The organism is Maribacter chungangensis (genome assembly GCF_042676845.1).
GTDB lineage: Bacteria > Bacteroidota > Bacteroidia > Flavobacteriales > Flavobacteriaceae > Maribacter > Maribacter chungangensis.
The window spans coordinates 90,354-114,697 of record NZ_JBHTHY010000004.1 but is presented as its reverse complement, the minus strand read 5'-3'; the positions used below and the strand labels follow the sequence as shown (position 1 = coordinate 114,697).

The 24,344-nt window shown below is 39.0% G+C and carries 21 protein-coding genes; 7 read left to right on the top strand and 14 right to left on the bottom strand.

The genetic code is table 11. The features are described 5' to 3' along the window. Window positions 1-5: 5 nt before the first annotated feature. The 7 genes from gcvT (at window position 6) to ACFQZJ_RS06695 (ending at window position 6,181) form a co-directional block, all read left to right on the top strand. Window positions 6-1,091 carry a glycine cleavage system aminomethyltransferase GcvT gene (gene gcvT, locus ACFQZJ_RS06725; RefSeq protein WP_379933282.1) on the top strand — a complete coding sequence of 362 codons (1,086 nt, stop codon included), beginning with the start codon at window positions 6-8 and terminating at the stop codon, window positions 1,089-1,091. Further along, window positions 1,091-2,005, top strand: a complete 915-nt coding sequence (locus ACFQZJ_RS06720; protein ID WP_379933280.1) for a glutaminase — start codon at window positions 1,091-1,093, stop codon at window positions 2,003-2,005. The genes gcvT and ACFQZJ_RS06720 overlap by 1 nt, the downstream gene beginning before the upstream one ends. Window position 2,006: 1 nt before the next feature. Further along, the gene (locus ACFQZJ_RS06715; protein WP_379933279.1) at window positions 2,007-2,828 is read left to right on the top strand and encodes a sugar nucleotide-binding protein; all 822 of its coding nucleotides are present in this window, start codon (window positions 2,007-2,009) and stop codon (window positions 2,826-2,828) included. Window positions 2,829-2,852: 24 nt separating this feature from the next. Continuing rightward, the gene (locus ACFQZJ_RS06710; protein ID WP_379933278.1) at window positions 2,853-3,140 is read left to right on the top strand and encodes a 4a-hydroxytetrahydrobiopterin dehydratase; all 288 of its coding nucleotides are present in this window, start codon (window positions 2,853-2,855) and stop codon (window positions 3,138-3,140) included. Between the two features lie 53 nt (window positions 3,141-3,193). Then, on the top strand, window positions 3,194-3,904 hold the full coding sequence (locus ACFQZJ_RS06705) for a YebC/PmpR family DNA-binding transcriptional regulator (protein ID WP_379933276.1): 711 nt from the start codon (window positions 3,194-3,196) through the stop codon (window positions 3,902-3,904). Window positions 3,905-4,236: 332 nt separating this feature from the next. Then, complete coding sequence (locus ACFQZJ_RS06700; protein ID WP_379933275.1) at window positions 4,237-5,121, top strand: hypothetical protein; 885 nt, start codon at window positions 4,237-4,239, stop codon at window positions 5,119-5,121. A 193-nt stretch (window positions 5,122-5,314) separates the two neighbouring features. Next, on the top strand, window positions 5,315-6,181 hold the full coding sequence (locus ACFQZJ_RS06695) for a hypothetical protein (protein WP_379933273.1): 867 nt from the start codon (window positions 5,315-5,317) through the stop codon (window positions 6,179-6,181). 17 nt (window positions 6,182-6,198) lie between these two features. On the opposite strand, the gene ACFQZJ_RS06690 is transcribed toward ACFQZJ_RS06695, so the two are convergent. The 14 genes from ACFQZJ_RS06690 to ACFQZJ_RS06625 all read right to left on the bottom strand — a co-directional run bounded on the left by ACFQZJ_RS06690 (window position 6,199) and on the right by ACFQZJ_RS06625 (window position 24,330). Continuing rightward, on the bottom strand, window positions 6,199-7,863 hold the full coding sequence (locus tag ACFQZJ_RS06690; RefSeq protein ID WP_379933272.1) for a glucosamine inositolphosphorylceramide transferase family protein: 1,665 nt from the start codon (window positions 7,861-7,863) through the stop codon (window positions 6,199-6,201). A gap of 131 nt (window positions 7,864-7,994) precedes the next feature. Next, window positions 7,995-10,334, bottom strand: coding sequence for a GumC family protein (locus tag ACFQZJ_RS06685; RefSeq protein ID WP_379933270.1), 2,340 nt, complete (start codon window positions 10,332-10,334; stop codon window positions 7,995-7,997). A gap of 143 nt (window positions 10,335-10,477) precedes the next feature. After that, entirely contained in the window at window positions 10,478-11,575 is a 1,098-nt protein-coding gene (gene wecB / locus ACFQZJ_RS06680; protein ID WP_379933269.1) for a non-hydrolyzing UDP-N-acetylglucosamine 2-epimerase, read from the bottom strand. Continuing rightward, the gene (locus tag ACFQZJ_RS06675; RefSeq protein WP_379933268.1) at window positions 11,502-12,437 is read right to left on the bottom strand and encodes a polysaccharide deacetylase family protein; all 936 of its coding nucleotides are present in this window, start codon (window positions 12,435-12,437) and stop codon (window positions 11,502-11,504) included. Before ACFQZJ_RS06675 ends, wecB begins: the two co-directional genes overlap by 74 nt. A gap of 19 nt (window positions 12,438-12,456) precedes the next feature. Next, complete coding sequence (locus tag ACFQZJ_RS06670; protein ID WP_379933267.1) at window positions 12,457-13,434, bottom strand: GNAT family N-acetyltransferase; 978 nt, start codon at window positions 13,432-13,434, stop codon at window positions 12,457-12,459. 134 nt (window positions 13,435-13,568) lie between these two features. After that, window positions 13,569-14,546 (bottom strand): GNAT family N-acetyltransferase, encoded by a 978-nt coding sequence (locus ACFQZJ_RS06665; protein WP_379933266.1) that lies wholly within the window; start codon window positions 14,544-14,546, stop codon window positions 13,569-13,571. Continuing rightward, a complete protein-coding gene (locus ACFQZJ_RS06660; protein WP_379933264.1) occupies window positions 14,543-15,244 on the bottom strand; it encodes a WecB/TagA/CpsF family glycosyltransferase in 702 nt (233 codons plus the stop codon). The genes ACFQZJ_RS06665 and ACFQZJ_RS06660 overlap by 4 nt, the downstream gene beginning before the upstream one ends. Before the next feature lie 6 nt (window positions 15,245-15,250). Then, on the bottom strand, window positions 15,251-17,095 hold the full coding sequence (asnB, locus tag ACFQZJ_RS06655) for an asparagine synthase (glutamine-hydrolyzing) (protein WP_379933262.1): 1,845 nt from the start codon (window positions 17,093-17,095) through the stop codon (window positions 15,251-15,253). A gap of 231 nt (window positions 17,096-17,326) precedes the next feature. Continuing rightward, window positions 17,327-18,514 (bottom strand): hypothetical protein, encoded by a 1,188-nt coding sequence (locus tag ACFQZJ_RS06650; protein ID WP_379933261.1) that lies wholly within the window; start codon window positions 18,512-18,514, stop codon window positions 17,327-17,329. Window positions 18,515-18,589: 75 nt separating this feature from the next. Beyond that, complete coding sequence (locus tag ACFQZJ_RS06645; protein WP_379933259.1) at window positions 18,590-19,693, bottom strand: hypothetical protein; 1,104 nt, start codon at window positions 19,691-19,693, stop codon at window positions 18,590-18,592. Between the two features lie 50 nt (window positions 19,694-19,743). Beyond that, complete coding sequence (locus tag ACFQZJ_RS06640) at window positions 19,744-20,733, bottom strand: hypothetical protein (RefSeq protein ID WP_379933257.1); 990 nt, start codon at window positions 20,731-20,733, stop codon at window positions 19,744-19,746. A 24-nt stretch (window positions 20,734-20,757) separates the two neighbouring features. Next, complete coding sequence (locus ACFQZJ_RS06635) at window positions 20,758-21,876, bottom strand: hypothetical protein (RefSeq protein WP_379933255.1); 1,119 nt, start codon at window positions 21,874-21,876, stop codon at window positions 20,758-20,760. 72 nt (window positions 21,877-21,948) lie between these two features. Beyond that, window positions 21,949-23,010, bottom strand: a complete 1,062-nt coding sequence (locus ACFQZJ_RS06630) for a glycosyltransferase family 4 protein (protein WP_379933253.1) — start codon at window positions 23,008-23,010, stop codon at window positions 21,949-21,951. Window positions 23,011-23,103: 93 nt separating this feature from the next. Continuing rightward, window positions 23,104-24,330 (bottom strand): O-antigen ligase family protein, encoded by a 1,227-nt coding sequence (locus ACFQZJ_RS06625; RefSeq protein ID WP_379933251.1) that lies wholly within the window; start codon window positions 24,328-24,330, stop codon window positions 23,104-23,106. Window positions 24,331-24,344 lie beyond the last annotated feature (14 nt).

Sequence of the window (24,344 nt, the reverse complement as noted above, 5' to 3'; positions counted from 1 at the left end):
AAAACATGAAAAATACAACGCTTACCCCAGTCCATGAATCCCTTGGTGCAAAAATGGTCCCCTTTGCTGGTTATAATATGCCCGTTTCTTACGAAGGTGTAACCGCAGAGCATGAAACCGTTAGGAGAAGTGTTGGTGTTTTTGATGTGTCCCACATGGGAGAATTTTTAATTAGTGGCCCAAAAGCTTTGGAATTGATACAAAAAGTGAGTTCCAACGATGCAGCCAAACTTACTATTGGCAAGGCCCAGTATAGCTGTTTACCAAACGAAACCGGAGGCATCGTAGACGACCTTATTATTTACAAACTAAAAGAAGAGCAGTATTTACTTGTAGTAAACGCATCGAATATAGAAAAGGATTGGGGGCATATTAGCAACTACAATAAAGCCATTGGAGCGGATATGCGAGATATTTCCGAAGATTATTCCTTACTGGCCATACAAGGACCCATGGCGGTAGAAGCAATGCAGTCCTTGACTTCTGTAGACCTTGCCTCTATTAAATTCTATAATTTTAAAGTAGCCGATTTTGCCGGCATAGAACACGTTATTATTTCCGCTACCGGATATACGGGGTCTGGTGGATTTGAAATCTATTGCAAAAATTCAGAGGTAAAACAGATTTGGGACAAGGTATTTGAGGCCGGAGCCAGTTTTGGCATTAAGCCCATTGGTTTGGCCGCTAGGGATACCCTACGTTTAGAGATGGGGTATTGCCTTTACGGAAACGACATTAACGATACTACCTCACCATTTGAAGCTGGCCTTGGTTGGATCACCAAATTCACAAAGGACTTTGTAAATAGTGACGCATTGGCAAAGGAAAAATTACACGGACCAGAACGCAAACTGGTTGCTTTTGAACTGGATGAGCGCGGTATTCCTAGACATGATTACGATATTGTTGACGGACAAGGAAAAAAAATAGGAATAGTAACATCGGGTACCATGTCACCGTCTATGGGCAAAGGTATTGGCATGGGGTACGTGCCCACTATATTGTCCGAAATTGGTAGCAAGATTTATATTCAGGTTCGAAAGAAAGCTATTCCGGCTACTATTGTAAAGCCTCCGTTCTATAAAAAATAATGCAGAATTTTCAATCCTACCTAGATGAAGTTTATAAGGTTGTTCTAGAACTACCAAATACTGGAAAAGTAGCTACCTACATCCCGGAATTAGCTGCGGTACCCCACTCAAAATTTGGAATTCAACTGCTGGATATACACCAAAATAAATTTGCCGTAGGAGACAATGAAGAAAAGTTTTCGATTCAAAGTATTTCTAAAGTGCTTAGTCTTTCCATGGCACTGCAATGCATTGGCGAAGATGTTTGGAAGCGGGTAGATGTAGAACCGTCCGGGGACCCATTTAACCATTTATCCTTATTGGAACTGGAAAATGGCATTCCAAGAAATCCATTAATAAATGCCGGTGCTATCGTTATAGCGGATATTTTGGTATCCGAGTTAGCAAATCCCAAAAAAGATTTTCTGGAATTTGTTAGAAAACTGGCCAATGACAACTCCATAGTTTACGACGAGAACGTTGCCAAATCCGAAAAAGAAACCGGTTTTAAGAATTATGCTGCCGCCAATTTACTTAAATCCTATGGGAATCTTACCAATGATGTAGAGACAGTACTGGATTTTTACTTTCACCAATGTTCGCTGCACATGAGTTGCGCCCAGCTCTGTGATGTATTTTACCTTTTTATAAATAGAGGGAAATGTAAAAGGGATATTAGCCATCTAAATATAAATCAAATTAAACGGGTTAACGCCTTAATGCTTACCTGTGGCTTTTATGATGAAGCAGGTGAATTTGCATTCGAGGTGGGTTTACCGGGAAAAAGTGGAGTTGGCGGCGGTATCATTGCTCTTTTGCCCAATAGTTTTTGTGTTGTTACGTGGTCCCCTCCACTTAACAAAAAAGGAAATTCTGCGCGGGGAATGGCAGCCTTGGAGCGTTTAACCACCCTATCCGGGTTATCCATATTCTGATTTGGAAAGCAAAAAAATACTCATATTAGGAGGTAGTGGTTTCCTTGGCAATGCGATTTATAAAGAGCTGTGCAGCTACTTTGATACCTACGGCACGTATTGTCATGCAGCCAACACTTTTGCATCCAACAAGCAATTTTATAGATACGATATTGAAAACGATGATATCTTTGAGCTGCTAGAAAAAGTAAGGCCTCAAATTATTATTTCTGCCTTAAGGGGAAATTTTACGGCGCAGATTATCGCTCATCGGCATTTAGCTGAATATATAATGGACAATGACTGCAAACTATACTTCCTATCTTCTGCAAATGTATTTGATACCTACAGTAAATATCCTTCCTACGAGACGGACAAAACATTATCGGAAAGTATTTTTGGACGCTTAAAGATAAAAATCGAAAACATGCTGCTGCGCTTACCAGTCAACCAATGGGCTATCTTACGCATTCCCATGGTCTTTGGAAATTCGTCGCCAAGAATCAAGGAAATGAAAAAACATATTCTAAATAATGAGGCGGTAGAAGTTTTCCCTAATTTAATTCTAAATGTTACGAACGATGATAAACTTACTCAACAAGTCCATTATCTCATCAATAGAAATAAAACAGGTATTTATCATTTAGGCAGTAGCGATTTAGTTCATCACGAAGATTTTATCAAAGAAATTTTGGAACGGGTAGGAACCTTTAACCCAATTCTAAAACGAGTGTATACCACCAATGAAGACCGCTATTTGGCCGTATTGCCAAAAACCAATAAATTGCCAAAAAATCTACAGTTCACCTACCAGGATATTATAGAAGATCACGTTTTAAACTGATATGAATTTTTAAAATTAATACAGATGGAAAAATTTACGGATAAACAAATTCAGGATTACCTTGGTCAATTAGACGGATGGGAATATGTGGATGGCGCCATTGAAACTACCTTTGAATTCAAGGACTTTAAAGAAGCATTCTCTGTTATGACACGCATAGCGTTCGAATGTGAAGCACAGGGGCACCACCCAGATTGGAGCAATGTATACAAAACAGTTAATATTCGATTAAATACGCACGATGCCAACGGGGTTACCGAAAAGGATTTTGTATTGGCAAGGGCTATTGAGGATATTGTAGAAAGTGACTAAAACGTTCGTTTTAAATTTTAGTACTTTTAAAAATCAAAATAAAAAATACGATTATGGGAAGAGCTTTTGAGTTTAGAAAAGCGCGCAAAATGAAAAGATGGTCGGCCATGTCCAAAGCCTTTACCAGGATAGGTAAGGATATTGTAATTGCCGTAAAGGAAGGTGGCCCCGATCCAGATTCCAACTCCAGGTTACGAGCCGTTATACAGAACGCCAAGTCGGTAAACATGCCTAAGGACAATGTAGAACGGGCGATAAAGCGTGCAAGCGATAAAAGCCTTGGAGACTACAAAGAAGTACTTTTTGAAGGATATGCACCGCATGGTATTGCAATTTTAGTAGAAACTGCCACGGATAACAACACAAGAACGGTTGCCAACATAAGAAGCTATTTCAACAAATGTAACGGGAGCCTAGGAACTTCCGGATCCGTTGAGTTTATGTTTGACCATACTTGTAATTTTAGAATTCCTGCAGAAGGCCTGGATCCCGAAGAACTGGAACTGGAAATGATAGACTTTGGTGCCGAAGAGGTTTTTGTAGACGATGATGGTATATTGATCTATGCCCCTTTTGAAAGTTATGGTGCTATACAAAAAGAGTTGGAAAACAAGGGATTGGAAATCCTTTCATCCGGTTTTGAACGCATACCACAAGTAACAAAAGCACTTAACGAAGAGGAGGCTGCAGATGTTGAAAAACTATTGGAAAAAATAGAAGAAGACGATGATGTACAGAACGTATATCATAGCATGAAGGAGTAACTCTTATCTAAGGAAAACTTTAAAAAACACCCGGGCAAAAGTGCTCGGGTGTTTTTGACATGAACATTTTTTTCCGGTTCCGATTTTTAATAATACTGGAGACAACATCTTTTATTTTAGCGGTTTACCGATTTTAAAGGTCAACCTTAATTACATTTAAGAACAAAATAGTAGCTTGTACTTTTATCTAACAGCAAGCGTTACTTTATCTTGAATTCAAAAGTACATCCCCTAGTTTACAACCAATGAGAATATCATTAATTAAGTTACTACTTTTTACATTTTTAGGCGGAACTATCTTCTTCCAGGTACACAATAACGTACCTAAAACCATGTCTGCTTTTAAGGCTAAATACTATATCAATAAAAATATAGTTAGACAATCAGACCATACGGTTAAGCTTCAAAACGACTGTATACTAACTGATGCCGTTAAAACAAAAGAACCGAATCTGCTTTTCAGTTCCGGCTTTGAGGGCATACAGCTTGGCGAGCAAATAGAGGATTACCAATATCTTACAGGAACGGACAACGAAACAGGGTTTTCTTGGCCACTCTATATTCTTGGTTCCGATTTTAGCGGAATCCATAGAATAAACGACGATAACGGTGAAGCCATCTCCAATGAGATTGTGACCGTTACCGGACCAAAGGGCAAGCAAACCTCAGCATTGTTTCAAAGCGTTCGTTATGATGTTCAGGTTACGCAGACCCCTTTTCAAATAAACCATATCAAAGAAAATCCAGATGAACTTTACATGAGCTATTGGATGAAAACAGATAGCACAGCGGTAAAAGGAATTGATACCTGGAGAGCCATTTGGGAATACAAGACTAAAAATTATGCCTCGTATAAAGACGGCTTTAGAATGATCGCCTTTATGGCCACCGACTATGAAGGAAAACCATTTTGGTCGTTTCAGGGAGATACGAGCCCACAGCATCCAATTTGGCAAACTGAAAATTATACCGTACCGCTTATTTTAAACGAATGGTTCAAAGTAGAATACTATATTAAATGGAGCAACGGTACGGATGGTTATGCATCTATGAAAGTAAATGGCAAACTCATTGGCGAACATAAGGGTGCAACAACGGTGAACGCGGATCCTATGGACTTTATAATGCTTACCCAAGTTTATGGAAATTCGCATCCCATGCATCAATGGGTGGATGATATTGAGATTTGGGATGGTCTGCCCAGCAACGGAATGTAGCTGTTACTTGCAACTGAAAATTTAAATATCTTCATTCAAAGTAAGAATCTAACTCCAAAAAAAATCTATTTAAATGAGCCTACTCCGTATCTATGAAATAGGTATTCTAAACGACTAGAAATCGCTTATCTTTACAATAAAAATTGATTGTTCATATTTTGGTTCTGCATCAAAATATATCATTAGGAAGAAAATGAAAAGACTTATACTATGCTTTTTGTGCATCGTAGTGTTCCTGGCGGCTTGCCAAAAAGATGACCCGCTAGAAATACGGCCAAGCACTCCACAATTATTATTTAAATCCGGCTTTGAAGAAGGTACTTTTATCAGTGACATACAAGACAATTATCAAGTAATACGAGGAACCGATTCGGAAACCGACTTCACCTGGCCTATACGTATTTTAGGCTCTAATTTTGCTGGAATACATCGTATACAAGATGACAATGGCCCAGCAATAGATAACTATCTGGAAAATATTACGGGTAGGTCTGGTACCGAAACAACGGCACTCTTCCAACGGGTAAACTACGACATTGGGGTAACACAAACACCTTATCAGATAAATAATCTAAAAAAGAACCCCATAGAGCTGTACATGAGTTACTGGATGAAAACGGACGATACCTCCTTAAACGGACCCGACAAATGGAGAGCGCTATGGGAGTTTAAAACTAAAAACTACAATAGCAATAGTGGCAATGGTTTTAGAATGATTTCTTTTATGGCTACCGACAGCGAAGGAGAACTCTATTGGTTGTTTCAAGGAGATAGAACTCCAACAGAACCAATATGGCAAGTAGTTAACAAGACCGTACCGGTAATCAGAAACGAATGGTTTAAAGTTTCTTACTATATTAAATGGAGTACAACTTCTGACGGATATGCCTCCATGAGTATCAATGACGAAGTAATTGCCGAACATAACGGTCCCACAACTTCAAATTCCGATGATATGGATTTCATCATTCTTACCCAGGTCTATGGGAATACCCACCCCATGCATCAATGGGTAGACGATATTGAGATTTGGGACAGAATTCCTACGGGGAACGACTAAAAAATGAAGCTAAAAACCTATTTTCTTCGGTACGCGGCATCAAAAACATAGGTATCGCCCAATTGATGAACGTGGTGCATCGCCATAAGTTTTTTATCAAAATCCGGCCGTACTACCCGCTCCGTTATTTCTACGTATTCGTTTAAGGTTAGTTTTTCTATTCTATTTAAATTCAGTGCACGTCCGTAAATGGCGTCCGTATTTCTTTGGGAAGGCCTATAGCGTTGACCAGCAAAGGAAAGTATGGCACCTCCGTTACGGGCTACACGAGCATCTATAATAACAGGATTTTGAGCGTGCGGTTCCATGGATTCCAGTTTAATAGAATCTACCTTATAAATATACAATTCGCTGTTCATTGGCGAGGTTGAAGCAATCTGTTTGTTCAGAAATAGCCAGCGTTCCTTATTATTATCTGTGTGGAAAAAAGCGTCGGCGACTTTTTCACCCTCAAATGCGGTGGAATAAAGCTCCCAAGTCGTTGGGAAGTTCACGGCTCTATATATTTCCAAACGGTCATTTTCCGAAGTTTCCGGCATAAGGTAAATCTCGCCATCTTCTTTAAAAATATAAGGAAAGGACAAATGGTAATCCAAATCCAAAACATCAACCACATCAATTAATGCCTTGCCCTCCATACGACCACACGAAATTTTACCTCTTTTGGTACGATATGAATAATTTTCAAAAAAAACATACTTCACCTTTTCGTGTTCGAATAAAAAGGGATCTGCCCAAAACTCATCACCGGGCATATCCAATGGTTCCGAAGAAGAAAGGTCCGCGTCCATAAACGCACCATCTCCTAAAAACAGGGACCAACGTTCCGGGCGCCAACCCAACAAACGATTTGTAGCTTTCTCCCAAGCCTTTTGCGCTACCATGGTATAGAATACAAAACAATATTGCAAAAGATGCTTTAAGGCATACGTTCGATTAGAAGATGGGACAACAAACGTATCTTCCCTGCTCTTAAAAGTGCCATTAAGCAAACTATGAACGGTTTTTGAGAACACGGACACAGCTGCTTCTTGAACGGTATTTCTGGTCTCGGTTATGGACCATCCCCGATTAAAGAATGCAGTATCGATAATTAGCATTTCTTTAGTAACGCTGGTTGCTCTGAGCAAAGAAAACCCAATTCCCTCGTGTTTATCCAAAACCTCCCAAAATCCAATAGGCCCCTTCTTATCCAAGGTCATATCGGCAAATTTAAAAAGCCAAACACCATATTTTGGCAATTCACTAATCTCGCTCAGATCATCTAAAGAACTAAAGTTCAAGATGATCCCCAGATTTTCCTTTTCTATCCGCTTAATATCATTTCGGGTAAAAGTATGTCCTAATTCCTGTGCCGAAAATTTGATGTTGATATGTGTACTATTGGTCAACTGACTTCTGATATCCTGTAGTAAAACGGTCTCGGGTTTTGGAAAGAAGGTTCTTTGTTCCAGCGCAAGTTGCCTATGAAGCAAACCGGTTACGAAGTTGAACGACAAGGAAAATTTCCGTTTAAAGCCAGAGCTGGTCTCTTTCCCTTGTGTTGTCCCATCGATACCATCATTCCCAATTATAACAACCTCCAGTTCAGGATGATCAAGAATATCCTGGATTATACGTAATTGCCAATTAGATAAGCCCCGGAATTCATTTATAAGTACACCTATCCTTAGTATTTTCAATGGTCTATGCTTATCATCGTTGCTTCTGAACCAAACAATGCTATTGGGAAACGCTGAGGCAACATTATGTTATTTCTATTGTTCAAATGTGGTTACGAAAACCTGCTTTCTTATTAAGAACACAACTACGGTCAACTACTATATTCATGATTATCGTACCCATACGCATATCCATAATTATAATTGCCATTCTTAGTTTTACCTACGCCATTGAGAACATAGGCCATATTCTTCAGTTTTTTATTCTTAAAAAGCTCCTTGGAGAACTGCAGTAATTTTTTATCCGTAAGGCCAGAACGTACTACGAACAAAGTAGCATCCGCATACTTGGAAATTAGTAAGGTATCTGTCACCAACATGGTAGGGGCCGTGTCCAATATTACATAATCATACTCCTGTTTTGCTTTATCTATAAATTCAGCAAACCGTTTATGGGACAATAATGCAGGTGCACTGTTGGGAATCTTTCCACTGAGGTAGATGTTATGGCTTGGATAGTTTTCAAAACCACTTTGGATTCCATCATAAAAACTAAACCACTGGTCTTTTAAATAATTAGACAGGCCGGGTACATTTTTATCCAAAGCGGTATAACTATGTACCTGAGGATTTCGTAAATCTGCCCCTACAAGTAAAACACGTTTACCCATACTGGCATAAGCTAAAGATAGATTGGTTGCGAGTAAGGTCTTGCCCTCTCTTTTAATAGCGGACGTTACGCATATTACTTTGCCTATATCTGTCTCTTGCATTCCTAACAGATGGTCGGTATTTACGCTTAAAATCCTAAAAGCCTCTGACAAAGAGGAGCCCACCGGAACTTTGGCAAAACTCTTCTCCGCTTTAAACAAGGGTATCTCAATTAGTGTTGGTATCTCCGGATTTAAACGTTCTATCTCCGCACGATCGTGAAGTTTAGTATCAAAAGAGGAACGTAATAGAACAAACATAAAAGGCAACATAAGCCCTAACGCCAAAAACAGCGGGTACACCAGTGCCTTTTTGGGCCAAAATGGTTTTATACTGCTTATGGCATAATCGATTACCTTAACGGAAGATGATGTTGAAGCATAATCGATAGCAGCTTCTTCGCGCTTTTTTAAAAGTAGTAAATATAGGTTTTCCTTTATCGCCTGTTGTCGCTCAATGGAACGCAAAACCCTTTCCTTTTCAGGGAGCTCGGCATACGAGAGGTCTGCCTTGTTCTTTTGTTTATCAAGCTGTCTTCTTGATATTGCAAGCTGAGATTTATAAACCTTTACCGTACTTAGAATATTTTGTTTGGAGAATTCCAAACGTTCGGATAAATTCACCAACTTTGGATGGCCAGGCTGTAATGAAGACCCTAGTTTTTGCCGCTCTCTAGCCAACTCGTTGTACTTTTCTACCATTGCGTTCAATGCACTATTGGCCAAGCCAATATCCGCGGGCAAGAGGTTGTATTCTGCTTCATTGGAAACCGTTCTATCCAAAAGTCCCAACAAGGATATCTGAGTTTCCAATTTGAGTAATTCCGTCTCTGTTTCGGACTTCCTTTGAAGACTTGCTCCGGCATCTGTTTGAATATAGGATAGATCTTCGGCAATTTTATATCCCTCTTTTCCAGCTTCTATAGAATCCAGTTCCTGAGAAAGACTATTGAACCGTGCATCTACAATTTCTAAAGTGCGTCTTGTAATAAGTTGTTTATCCTTTATACCATCGTCATCAAAATTTTTAACTATGGTATTTAAGATGGACTCCGACAAATTTGTGGATTGCCCTTTTATGGATAATGTAAGTACGTCACTTTGCTTTTCAGAGGTAGCGATTTTCAAATCTTCCGCGAGATAGGCCGCTGCATGTCTTTTTGGATGCAAAACCACCTTGTATTTTTTATCCTTGAACATGAGAACATTCATAGTTTCGGAAATTGAAATCGTAAAAGGAAGTATGTCCTTTAGGCTTGCGGCACTAACCTCGTAAGGAACTACGAATTTTTTACCTGTTTCATCCGTAATATGATAACCTGCCGTACTCAAACGTATTTCAAAAGCCAAGGGTTTCTCCAGTTGATCCTCTTTAATACTTTTTGTAACTACAAAAGGTGAGTGGGCTATGCTCTGAAAACTAAAATTCCTAAACTCATAGTAGCTAACATCTAAATCCAGCTCATTGACCACCTTGTTAAGTAGTTGGTTGGATTTTAAGACTTCGATATGATTTTCTAAATTTAATTTTAGGTTTTGGTTGCCAATGGGCACATCTTTAGGAATAACTTTGGCCTCTTGACTATTATCCAGTATCTTAATTTTGGCTTCTGTGGTATAAATTTTCGGAGCGTATTTTTCGTAAGCATATCCTAACGCTAAAAAAAGAACGCAACTAACTAAAAACCAAGGCCAATGCTTTAGATACTTAACTACCAGTTCCCTGAAAGCAATGGGTTCATCGTCTTCCTTGAAATCTAAAATATAGGGTGTTTCTTTCATTTTATTGCTGTAATCCTTGTTCTTAGCACTTCTTTAATCCTAAACTATCCAAACTTAAGCAGGTACAAGCCAAAAGACTATACTGTTCCGAGTTATGTAACAGACCCAGTTTTCAAAACTAGGTGTTATAAGTGAGGCTTATTTTATAAATCGTTGAATCCTAATAATTTATCGACAATACGTGTTGCCGTGTTCCCATCCCATAAATAAGGTATACTGCCTTTCTTCCAATTACCCGAGAATAATTTCTCCATAGCCGGTGCAATGGCTTTGGGGTCAGTGCCTAAAAGTTCATTGGTTCCTTCGGTAATGGTTTCCGGTCTTTCGGTATTGTCCCGTAGCGTCATACATGGAACGCCCATAACCGTAGTTTCCTCCGTAATACCTCCAGAGTCGGTTAATACGGCTTTTGAATTTTCTACCAAATAATTAAACTCCAAATAGCCCAAGGGGTCTACCATGTGCAATCTTTCGTGGCCAATATTCAATTTTTTAAGCATCTTCGCCGTCCTTGGATGCACAGGAAAAATCAAGGGAAGCTTTGAAGAGTTCGCTATAACCTCATCTAGTAGCGATTTCAATTGGCTCTCCTCGTCTACATTGGCGGGGCGGTGCAAGGTCATTACCATATACTCCTGCTCCCTTAGCCCCAAGGTATCCCAGATTTTGGGCTTTCGAAAATTAGGACGTTGCTTTAAAAGCGTATCTATCATAGTATTTCCTACGAAGAATATAGCCTCATCCGGCACACCGCCTTTTCTAAGATTAGTGTTGGCCATCTCGGAGGTAGTAAAAAAGTAATTGGTAATGGCATCTGTAACCAGCCTGTTGATTTCTTCTGGCATCGTCCAATCATTAGAACGAATTCCGCCTTCTACATGAGCCACTTTTATATGCAATTTCTGGGCTGTAATGGCACAGGCCATGGTAGAGGTAACATCGCCCACCACCAAAACTAAGTCTGCTGGGTTTTTCATGAGTTCCCGTTCAAAGCGCACCATAATGTTCGCGGTCTGTTCCGCTTGGGTTCCCCCACCGGCTTCCAAATTTACGTCTGGCTCGGGAATTTCCAGTTGCTCAAAAAAGTTGCCCGACATTTTATTGTCGTAATGCTGTCCCGTGTGCACCAATCTATACGAAATATCCTTACCGGACGCCTGAGCTGACTTAATTGCGTGGATAATCGGGGCTATTTTCATAAAGTTGGGCCGTGCGCCGGCTATAAGTGTTACTTTCTTCATTTTGTAGTGTTTCGTTTAAATTTACAGTTTCTACCCTCGACCAGTCTACCGTATCTATGGCACTGTTTAGGTCTATAAAATTGAAATCCTTAAGCCATTTCTCCAGTTTTGGTTTGCATGATTTTAGACCTACATAGGATTTGAATTGCCTTGCCGGGGACAGACCTTTTATAACGGGTTGCCCATAATCAAAATCCCTTGGGTGAAAATAAGTCATCACGTAATTGGATTTATGTGTGCAATTTTTAATAATGCCGTAAGGAAGCAATCTAAAATAACCCCCACCGGAAAAGATTAACGGTTTTCCTAGAATGGAACGTGTATTAATAGGAAATTCCATTAGTTTGGCACCGTTGTATTCCAAAAAAGAAGGTGCCGCGACCTTATAGGCCGGAAGTCCACCATGTGCCCTACTAGCCGGGAATACCGAAGAATCTATCGTAATACCTAATTCATATAGCACTTCAAAGGCCCATTTGTTTAGTTCGGTAATTGAAAATCCGGGAGCTCTAAAGGAGGTTACTTTTTTTCCAGTACAATCTTCTATGGTCTTAATAGATTTTTCTACATCCTTGAAAAAGGTAGTCCGGTCTTGTTCATATACAAGTTGGTGAAGATGCGTATGACTTCCTATTTCATAACCCCTATCCGAAATACCGCGTATAACGTCGGGAAATTTTTCCGCCATCCAGCCCACTACAAAAAATGTTGCTCCAACATTCGTCTTTTCAAGAATATCATAGATAATATCCATATTTTGATGGATGCGAGGTTCAAAACTAGACCATTGTGCTTCCGTTTTAGTGGAATTATTATCTAAAATATGAAACCACTCCTCTATGTCAAACGTTAATATATTCATGGTCTGAATTTTTAAGATATTAATACAAGTACTTTGAAATTATGTGCCCTAAATAGACCGAAGTGGCCAAGGGTTGATGCTTCCAAATCTTTGTTAGATAGGTACGTTCTTTCAAGGATTTTCCTACGGGTTCGGAATAATTATAGAAAATAGGGAGTTCAATGGGGTTCCATTGTTTTTTAAACCTATGGTTGTTACTGTTGATTGTAGACCTACCAAATGAGAAGTACCTATGCTTTTTATCGATAGAGGTCTTTAAGATTTCCCAACAAATTAAGGCATGTATATTGTAACCATCATAATTATTATCGGTGGTTGACCAGCATACTTCGTTAAAATTTAAATAGGATAAAGAAAACCCAGCTGCTATTACCTTATCTTCATCATAAACAACCGTTATTTGCGCGTCTCCAAAATCATAGTCCGTAAGTAGCGTTTTAAAAAATACTTTACCTATGGCCGGCGAGCCGAACTGTAACATTTTTCGAGAATAGATTTCGTAATAATCATCCAAAAGTTCCAAGCCTCCATGTGACACGTTGTAGTTTATACGTTCGGCCTTTCTAATTTTTTGACGCATTTTTGACTTAAATGTCATTAATTGAGCGTCATACGACTCCTTCACTTCTAAAATACAGCTCAACTTTTTGTCATACACGTTGTCCGTTAATTTATCAAAACCCCGAATTTCAAATTTTTTACCTTTTATAATATCCTCTATTTTAATGTCCGATTTGTTAGCACTGGCATAGATCGGTCCGCCGTATGTAAAATGTGGCATTGAGAGAATTCTGTTCTTAAATAGGACCGTAGGTAGTACCCCGATAACTTTAGAATCATGAACTAAGGTTAAATTTTGATGTTTGTAACCAAAGGTTTTCTCTAGAATTGGCCCCAGTGAAGGATTGTGCGCCATTGTTATGAGCTGGTTGTCCTGCTCACTTTCTAGAAATTGATTCCAGATATGGTTATTGGTGTGTGTTACTATTTCGATCATCTTGTTATTTTAATACACTTCTGTTTCCGATATACTGCTAGTTCGTGTATTGATTTATTGTTAAAAAGCTTATTAAAAAAGTTTATGGTTTTTAGGAGGCCATACGAGCTTACCTAGCTCAAAAATCAGAGTGTTCAATACAAGTATTTTGAAACAATTTTTCCAAAAAATACGCTTGTTCGCAATGGTTGGAGTTTCCAGATTTTGGTTAAAAAAGTCAACTCTTTTATTGATGTACCTACGGGTTCGGAGTAGTTATAAAAAATTGGTATTTCCATGGGTTTCCACTGTCTTTTGTATTTATGATTGGAACTTTCCTTAGTAGATCTACCCATAGAAAAATACCTGTAGTTTTTGGAAATACTGTCTTTGATAATGTTCCAATACAAGAATGAATTTACATTGTACTTGTCATAATCAGAATTGGTACTTACCCAACATAATTCGTTAAATTTCAAATAAGACAAGGTAAACCCAGCGGCAATAATAGAGTCGCCATCGTAGGCTGCTGTAATTAATGCTTCTCCATATTTATAATCGGTAAGTAGGTTTTTGAAAAAAGATTTGCCTAGTGGAGGCGAACCTTTGCATAACATCTTCTTTGTGTACACGTAATAAAAATCGTCCAGTAAATCTGTATTTCCACGTACTATGGTGAACCCATGTCTTTCGGATTTTCTAATTTTTCTACGGAAACCGGACTTAAATTCCATTAATTGCTCTTCTTCGGTTTCTTTCAGATCAATAATACAAGTTATCTTATCCTCGTAGAGATTATCCGTTAGCTTGTCAAAACTCCTAGCTTCGAACCTGTTGTTATCCAAAGCAGTGGTCAAACACAATTCAATATCGGCATCTGTATTAATTACTGGTCCACCATAGGAGAAGTGTGGCATGGATACTAATTTATCGCCAATTCTAACCACCGGCAATACCCCAATCATTTCATCATTATAGCTAATGACCATGTTTTGACTGGTATAGCCAAAGGTTTTTTCTAAGATTGGACCCAAAGAAGGATTGTGGGCAATTGTAATTAACTGCGTTCCTCTTTCCTTGTTCAAGAATTCGTTCCAAGTACTAACATCTTGACATTTTGATAGTTCTATCATAATCTATTAAGTATTAACCGAAAGAAATAGGGCATTACCCGGATATCTCCCATTACACGCTTTTTGGGCTCGTTAAGGGTTCTGTAAATTCCTTCCAGATTATTTTTGATCCACCATTCAGGGGCGCGTTTTACGTTTCCGGTATATACATCAAAACTACCGCCAAGACCTTGGTATACTGCCGGGTGTACACGGTACATTTCTTCCATTAATAGCTCTTGCTTTGGCGAACCCATAGCCACGAAAACGATATCCGGTTTTTTCACCGAAATGTCATCGATCAACTCTTGACGTTCAGTTTGATTCTTTAGGTACCCGTTCCTATGACCCACAATCTTAATCTCCGGAAACTCCGATTTTAAGCGAGAGACTGTTTTATTGATAATCTCTTCCTTACCGCCAACCAAATAAAAAGACTTGGTAGTATGATAGTTTTCTATAAGGTTGAGCCAAAGTTCGCAACCCGGTATTTTAGCCACGTTCTTGTGCCCTTTTCGCTTTAAGGCCCAAACCGCACCAACACCATCGGCATAGCCTACATTTCTATTAATAATTGAGCGGGTCTGCTCCGTAGCATGGTATATTTTCTCCGCGTTTACCGCAACTAAAATACTTTTATGCTCCAGCACATATTCCATAAGTTCCTTTCGGGACTTGGGAACATAGGTCTTTACACCATTAAGTAATTGTGAAATCATTGCTATTTACTTTTTGTTGTTCGATTGAAACCAGTAATAGATGCTGAGCAAGAGAAAGATCTGTTTTTCCCTATTGTAGCCGCTATTGTGCTGCTCCAAGATTTCCGCGATATAGTCCTGGTTAAAGACAGACGAAAAATCCGAGTCGTTTTTTAAAAGAATATCCTTTACGGTATGCATTTCTTCACGGAACCACTTATTGGTGGGCGATTGAAATCCTTTTTTCTTTCTATGGATGATATTATCTGGCAGAACGGTTTTGGCAAATTCCTTGTGGATGATCTTTCCCTGCCTACTGTTCAGCTTCAGATGCAAGGGAAGGCCTTCCATAAACTGCACCAAGGCAATGTCCAACATGGGAACACGACATTCCAGTGAAAAATTCATGGTTATCTTGTCAGTATAGGTCAATAGATCGTCCGCAAGGTTCATGCGGGTATCAATAGCCATCATTTTATCGGCGGAATGCTTTCTGGACCTACAATCCAACACTTCATAAAAATTGGCTATGGCCGTTTTACTAGTAACATCCTTAATGGTAATCAGTTTTTGTATTTCCTCTTGCGAAAAAATCTCGTAGACCGATAAGAACCGCTCTATTTCATCGGAAATCCCAATAGCTTTTGCACCGCGCAGTACTTGCTCGTTTTTACTGCCCATTAGTTGCGCCACTGGTCTAAAGGCACCCCGCAGGGGTGACGGGATTTTGTCCCTTATCAGTTCCGATCGGTACCTGGTATAGCCGCCCAACGGCTCGTCCGCACCCTGCCCGGTCAATACTACCTTTACCCTCTCCGCGGCCAGTTCCGCTAAATAGTACATGGGTATCATGGAGGTAGTTGCCAAGGGTTCTTCCACTATTCTGGAACATTCCTTAATGAGCCCTAAAAAATCCGAAAAAGAGATTTTCTTTATATAGTGGTCCAATCCCAGTAGTTCGGCAGTTTCCTGGGCATCCGAAATCTCATCTTCGTCAAAATCACCTTCAAAGCCTATCGTAAACGCTTTGAGCTTACCTTTATAATGTTTTTTTGCTAGTGCGGCGATCAAGGCAGAATCTATTCCACCGCTGAGCAAAATCCCAACCTCCACATCGGCGAGTAGTTGGCGTTTTACCGCGGCTTCTAAGGCCACGCCGTAATCGGCTATCAATTTTTCCGGTTGGGCCTGCACCACTTTTGGCAATACCGGCGTAAAAGGGGTACAGGTAGACCTCAATGCAGCACTACCCATTTCAACACGGTATATATGCCCAGGCAAAATCTTCTTAATTTGCTCGTACAAGGTATCCGGTGCTGCGTTGTAACGCAACCGTAACAAACTTGCAAGCGCATCTTGGTTAAGTGCCTTGGTGTTCAGAAGGCTTTTTATAGGTCGTATTTCCGAGGAGAATATCAGTTTTTTACCATCATCAAAATAGTACAGAGGTTTTACACCAAAGGGGTCGCGCGCCATAAGGAGCGTGGCATTATCCAAATCTAAAAATGTGAAGGCGAAAATTCCGTTGAATTCCTTTACCGCAGCTTCTCCAAAATGAATCAAGCAATGCAGAATCGTCTCTGTATCCGAGTGTCCGTTGTATGTAATATCCTCCGGCAATTTTTTACGCAATTCCCGATGGTTATAAATTTCCCCGTTAAAGATCAAGGCATACTTTTTACATGGGGAAATCATGGGTTGATGCCCTGCCGGGGACAAGTCTATAATGGAAAGGCGACGTTGCCCAAATTGCACATTATGCTCGTTTACCATAAACGAATCAATGCCAAAATCGTCCGGGCCGCGATGCTCAATTTGGTTGAGCATAGCCACGTCAAAAGCTTGATTAACAGACCCTAGAATACCGCACATAACTTTTCTTCTTACAAATACAAGTCTTAAGACTTTAGTGAGAATCAAAATTAGTAGATTGGGTCTGCAAGCGGCAATAATACCGATGAAACGCGTTATCCTTCGACTTATACACGAGAAAAATGAAGCGCTTTAAATACGGTAATTATCGAGCTTAAAAAATGTAAAAAAGCGCCTACATTAAGAAAAGCCGTTTCGTATTTTTTTGTAGCTATTGAAGCTGGGTATCTCCTATTCCAGGAGTTGTTTATAATTGGCGGACAAAGCATACAAATAAGGCATTACCGCCCAACGCAGGGTGTCCTTATTTCGCCTTAGGTTTAACATATCGATAACGGAATAAATGCCGCCAGTTCGCACAAATGTTTTGGCGATAGTACCGGATAGGGCTTGGATCAAGTCGGTGTCCTTCATTAATATGGCTAGATGTAGCATTTCTGCATTATCGTAAAGGTCATACTTAACAATAGAGGGCTTATTACTAAGACTAAAGCGTTTAAACAGTCCGCTCTTTGGATTGTAGAAATTAGATATAAGATAGTTATAACCTATTTTTAGAATAGCTTGGCTATCCGTTAATGGGACTATAAGGTTGGTCTTATGTATATTCTTGAGCACAAAACAGGAGTGAAAACAATCTATAAAGGAATCCTCGCTGTCCGGTTCATATAACCAAGATCCGTTTTTACGTTGCTTCCCCTTTACAAAATTGTAGAGTTTATCAATTTTTGCAGTGATCGAACCCCGCTTTTCGGGTAGATGTTTTAAGAATATCCCATAAGCGAACATTGCATAAGAAACAGCGTTGGTTACCAAGCGATCTTTGGCGGGGCCGTAAGAGGTGGCCATGGAAGTCCCATCCTCGAACATCACCTGGATATCCGTTTCAAAAAAATTAAAAACGCTTTTAATATGGGCGGTATAACTTACATCTCCCGTAAGTTCCACATACCTGTCCAAGGCCTCCAAAGCGTATGGTGTATGAGTGCTAAAGGGCGTATTTTCGTTGTAATCAAGGCCGTCTCCCGCCGCCCATTTGAAACCTAGACCCCAACACAGACCTGCGTATCCGGTACAGGTATTGGCTATGAGCCAATCTATGTGGTTTTTAGCTCCTACCCGTAATTCTTCCTCTTTGTTAACTTCATAAACCTTTAGTAATGCCAAGGCCGCCAGGGCCCTTGCAGCAGGATACTCTTGCTTTTTGTAAAGAAAGCGTGTTTTGTTGTTTACAAAATTATCCCATACCGTAAGCGTAGCGGCAGGCAAAATACCCAAGACCTTATTGGAATTGTACAGTTGTTTTATTTTGATACCCAAACCTGTCATCCAAACGTCATAAGGATCGTAGCATGCCAGGTTTTGATGCAGACAATACTTTTTGATCATTATCAGGTCTTCTCTCATTTTGTTGCGCATGCTGTAGTTGGTTGTAAATTGGGGCTATCCCAATAGAAATATCTGCTATGAACTTTACCGTATTGCTTTTTAAAACTATTTTTTTGTTAGCGGAACCAGCTTTCCTTCTTCTATGTGCCTTACTACATCCGAAGTGGTAACAAATTCAATATTTTTATAATTTTTGGTTAGGTACTCCAAAAACCTGTCTATATCACCAAAAACGTTTTTAAAATCCTTAGTATGCGTCTCCAGCACAATTAGTTTATAATCAAAATCGTTGGCCAAGACCAACTCATAAGCTCTTTTAAACGTTTTCCTTAAATACCAGAATGGTTGTTTGTTCATTTTCAAGTTTGTCTTATAGGGCATTTTAAACGAATGGATGCTGTCCCTATTGGCGACCGGATTCATACGAATAATAGCATCGGGCACCCCATAAACATCCATATCCTTATCAAACCGTTCCATAAAACCTCTAAACTTAACATGCAGGATATATCGTGCCAGATCAAACCAGTTTAGATATGTAGGTGTCATGGGGATAATCGCTATTTCTTTTTTGTTACCTATACGGTTTATGTCCTCCTTACTGCAATAATACGGCGTAATCTCACTTTCCATATCGGAGTAGTCCAAATCCAGGGCCGGTAGTTTAAGTCCTTTTGTTGGCCCTAGAACCAATTTAACCCCATTGTCCTTAAAATCATCGTACAAAACACTAAACGGTTGAATACCCCATGAACCGGCTTTAAAGGAATTAAACAAATTCTGATTTTTAGACGTAGCTATGATTTCCTGTAGACGTTTAGATCCCTCCAAGAACATTTTTTTTTGATCTTCGGGCGCCAGTTGCCCAATATTCCATTTTTGGGTTACCTTAACAACGTCATTTTCTAAATAGGCGTTTGCCCATTGGGAATGAAGATGTAACTGGACCTCCATTTCATTATCCAGAAGATGTACAATCGTTTTTTCTATTAGCTCCGCTTGAAGGGCAAAATCCCCAAACTTTGGATTATCCCTAAGAAACAGCCAATGTGCCATATCTACGTAAAATGTAGATTTAACATTATAGGTGCGTAATAATTCTACATAGCGCACTACGGGGAGATACATACGATACATAATGTGACCGGTACCGTTACCGAATATCTCGGTATCGTCCTCCATTAACACATATACTTTTTTATCCTTCATTTATAATTGTATTGTAGTTAAAAACTACCTTAAGTATTTTTAAAAGGCTTTTACCTGGCTATCCGCTTAACATAATCGACCAAATAAGGATGCATTTCATAAAATAGTTTGCCCTTGGTATTATCCAGGGGCAGTATGCTATCCGATGCCAATAAAGCCATAGCCCTAACAATCCTGGTTGTAAGCCCAATATAAATATCGCGTTTTAGTCTTTTTGGATGTAACGGCGTAAAACAAAGAATATCTCCAGAATCTATTTCGGCCTTAATAAGATGATTCGTAACCACCAATTTAGCACCGAACAGTTTTGAATACTCTAACGTGGATCGTCCTTTAAACAAGGGCAAGGCTCCCCAATGATCATTAATGAGTCCTTTGTTAAACTGATCTATCAAATTCTGCGGAATAATAAAGCCTAGTTTATGAAAACCGACGTCATAATTTTTTGGTAGTGTAATGGCTTTAAGTTCCTTTTTGTTTTTTATATCGATTTCAAAATAATTTTTTCTACCAAACACCAGTCTGTAAAACAGGTTCATTATAGGATTGTTAAATAGAAGGTCTTGCAACCCACCACTATTATATTTGACATTGATAACATCTACCCTTAGCCCTAAATTCCTTAACTTTTTATAGGCGAAAACAAAGTGGAAAGGACTTCCTATTAAACATAAGGTATGGGTCCCAAAATCGTTCTTGACCACTTTTTTTGTTTCGGCATCGATGTTGAGACAAGTTCTTAAATCTGTATCATAACAGTACGTATAATACCCTTTTTCATTTAACTGGCTTTTAAAATCCCGTATGGCTTGCCTACTATTCTCTTCATTCTCGGATACCCATAAAAACTCATTAAAAAACCGCACATCCTTAGTCTTTAAAAATGTTCGATGCAAATAGGATGCGCAACATGTAGGCAAGGTCTGCTTTGCTCTTTTAAAATGTATTTTTCTCAGGATTTCTTCATCTGTAACCGAAAGCTTTAATCCTAATTTTTGGATTACCTGTTCTTTAACACTTGTATGGTCTACCTTTTCCACGCTAGATTATAAGCTAAGCTGCAATTATATGTCTTTTACCAAAGGTTTTACTTTCTTTTCGTTCACTAGTTTTAAAAGTTCGTTGGCAGTAACAAACTGTAAATTATCATACTTAGTGGTGATATGATCAAAAAACTTCTCTATACTCCCAAAAGAATTCTTAAAATCCTTAGAGTGGGTTTCGACTACCATAAGTTTAAAATCATGTTTACTGTGCAGCACCATTTCGTAAGACCGCCTAAAGGTCTTTTTCAACAACCAAAATGGTTGTGCGTTCATTTTAAGATGTGTTTTAAAGGGCCGTAGAGAGAAATTGAATACGTCCTTGCCTGCTGTAGGGTCTTTGTAAACCGTACTCAAAACTGTTTTGTTCAAGTCTAAATCATGGTCATACTTTTTTAGAAAGCCTTTCCATTTTACCTGAACGCTATACCTAATTAAATCCGTAAGGCTTAGATATGTGGGTGTCATCGGTAGGACTATTGAGCCTTTATCATCTCCTATTGCATTGATATCGGACGACTTGCAATAATACGGACAATGACCGCTTTGCATGTGGGTATAATCGATTCCCAATCTTGGGATCTTTAAACCCTTTATCGGTCCCATAACGGTTTTTATGCCCAACTTTTCAAAAATAGTGTACAAAGTTTGGTATGGCTGCATTCCCCAAGAACCGGTCCTAAACGAGGTAATCGGGTTTATGCTATCCGATTTATTAATAATCATTGTTAGGCTTTCCATTGCCTTGGTGACCAACTTAACTTGTTCCTCTTGCTGTAATTTGCCAATATTCCACATATTGGTTACTTGAATTTCGTTATCGACCAGGTGAGCATCGACCCATTGTGAATGCAAATGCAACTGAATTTCCATACCGTTTTTAAGAATATTCAGTATTGTTTGTTCCATATAGCCTGCTTGTAAGCCAAAATCCTTACAATGGGAATTTTCCTTTAAAAATAGATAGTGTGCCATATCCACATAAAAGGTGGAGACAAGTCCATACTTTTTAAGGAGGGTAAGATAGCGGGATACGGGAAGGTATTCCCTGTAAAAAACATGCCCTTGTCCGTTCCCTAGCACTTCTACGTCATCTTCCAATAAAACAAAAATCTTTTCCTTATCCATTGCCTTTATCATTCTTGAAATTATGTTTTTATCCTAAAAAAGGATATTGCACCTGAAAACCAAATTGTACTATAGATTTGATATTTAAGAGATTAAATCATGGATATGCCCATATATTCTATTGGCTACCTTCCCCGCCAACACATTTTGTATGGCGAACTGGTGGTTATTTTCACCAATTTTATTGGCCTGCTCTGGCTTTGTTATAAGAAGTCTAAATTTCTGTTCTAGATCCAGTGCGTTTTTGGTAGCGACAAAATATCCCATCTCACCATCTTTAAAGAAGCTCTTTAGGCCTCCCACCTTTGTTGTAATTACCGGAACACCAAACGCCATGGCCTCCAAGACAGAGGTTGGCAATCCTTCGCTATAACTTGGCAAACAATACATATCACTTTCGGCAAATAACGCTATCTTTTCTTGGCCAGAAACGTTACCCGTTATTAGTATGTTCTTGTCGTTTTTAAGGTACTTTTTTAGAGCATTGAATTCCTCTCCGTCTCCCGCTATGGTAAGTTGAACATTGGGATAGTCCTTGCAAATGTTCCTAAAGGCCTCAATGGTTTCGTAAACCCCCTTTTCCTTAAGTAACCGTGACAAAAAAAGAATACGTAAACCATCTCCCTTCCTAAATCTCTGGCTATAGCTATAGTCTTTTAACAAATCATTGTCAACAGCAGTGGTTTCGACCACTATTTCACCTTTATAACCCCATGATCGCAGGGTTTTTTCAAACGCTGGGGACAAGACGATAATTTTGTTTGCATTACCGTACGTACTTTTAAAAAAATTAACATATCTGTTGGTTACCATTTTCTCAAAATCCAAATCCCAGCCATGAAAAAATACGATAAAAGGTATGGTATTAGTTGAGAGGATTTTTGAAAAAATTGCGTCCCTAAAAAAACTTTTAAACCCTAAAGATGGACTTAACACCGCTACTTTGGTTTTGGCTTTGATTTCCTTCCTAAATTTCCATACATCACTAATCGGCCCCAATACATTTTTACCATACCCGCCTATCTCAATTGTTTTACAGGAAATTTCATCAAAATTTTTCAATTGCGGCAATATGGCATCCCAATAATAATTGACTCCTCCAAGTGCCTTTCTATTTGGTATGGTAATTAAAACTTTAGCTTCCATCTATTATAAATCAGTTAGCGGATTGGATATTTTTTTAAGGTGGCGGCAACACCAAACCTATACAAGTTATGGTATCACAACTTCTTTTCTGTATTATGATGCTTTTATTGTTCCCTGCAAAACCTTTCTTTGTTCAACCGCCTTTTTAAAGATAGCAGATTCAAACTCCAACTTTACAAAAACCAGGACCATGAAGACATCCAGTTCAAACCACATGCCACCTTGAGTTAACATTAACGATACGTATAAAAAATAAACGGCTAGTGACAACCTGTAGGATGGCATTTTGCGTCTCTTCCAAATAAATTTGAACAATGAAATAAGATAACCAATAAAAAAGGTGACCCCAAGAAGGCCATTTTGTCCCAGTTGTGTAAAAAACTCGTTGTGGGCGTATACACGAATACCGGTCACCTCTCCTATTTTATCCAATAATCCTTCATACCCGAATCCAAAAAAGATTTCAAACATATTCCCGCTGAACCATAAATCAAAAGAGGCTTTCCAAAATAAGAGTCTACCCGATCCGGCAGCGGTCTGTTTACCGTTTCGAATATCAAAAATTCGATTGTAAAAAGTTTCGTTTGTCTCTAACAAATAGAAAAAACCGAAAACTAAAACCGCAATAGCTACTAAGGCGCTTACAATCTGTTTTATAGATAGCTTCTTGGGCATAAAAATAAATACAAGTCCAATAAAGAACATGGCATAACCTGTTCTAATAAACGTTAGATAGATGAGATAAATTCCAAACACCAACAAAGCATAATTTAATTTTTTATACTTGATAATGCTAGATTTAAGTTTTAGGAAAGCCAATAGTATAAGTACGGCAGTAGTCGTAGTAATAGCAGCTCCATGTGTATTTTGAAACATTCCGCCGTAACTGTCAAAGTCTTTATACAGCAAGGCATCCTTTGCTTTTGTCTGCAATAAGCCTAACACAAATGGAATACCAGAAATAATAATGAACTGGGCAAAGCCAAGTAAGATTTTATCCAAGTTTTTAGGCCCCTTTAATTTAAGAGCTGCATATTCATACATCAAAGGAAACATCATGTACCGCACAAAATCTATGATACCGGCTACATAACTTACGGAAAAACCGCCCGTAACCAAGTTTTTTGCAGCCCGTGCATAGGACCATTTAATAAATCCTGGTTTTTCCCTGTTCCTGATAACAACGATCTGCCAAATCAAAAACCCGAACAGCGGAAGTTTCCAAACCTGCGAAAACGTAGTAGGCCCCACCGACGTTGGACCCCAGTAGATGAGGAAGAAAATAAAGAGATATGGTAAAATGGTTTTAGTAATTTTCATGAATGCTTCATTAA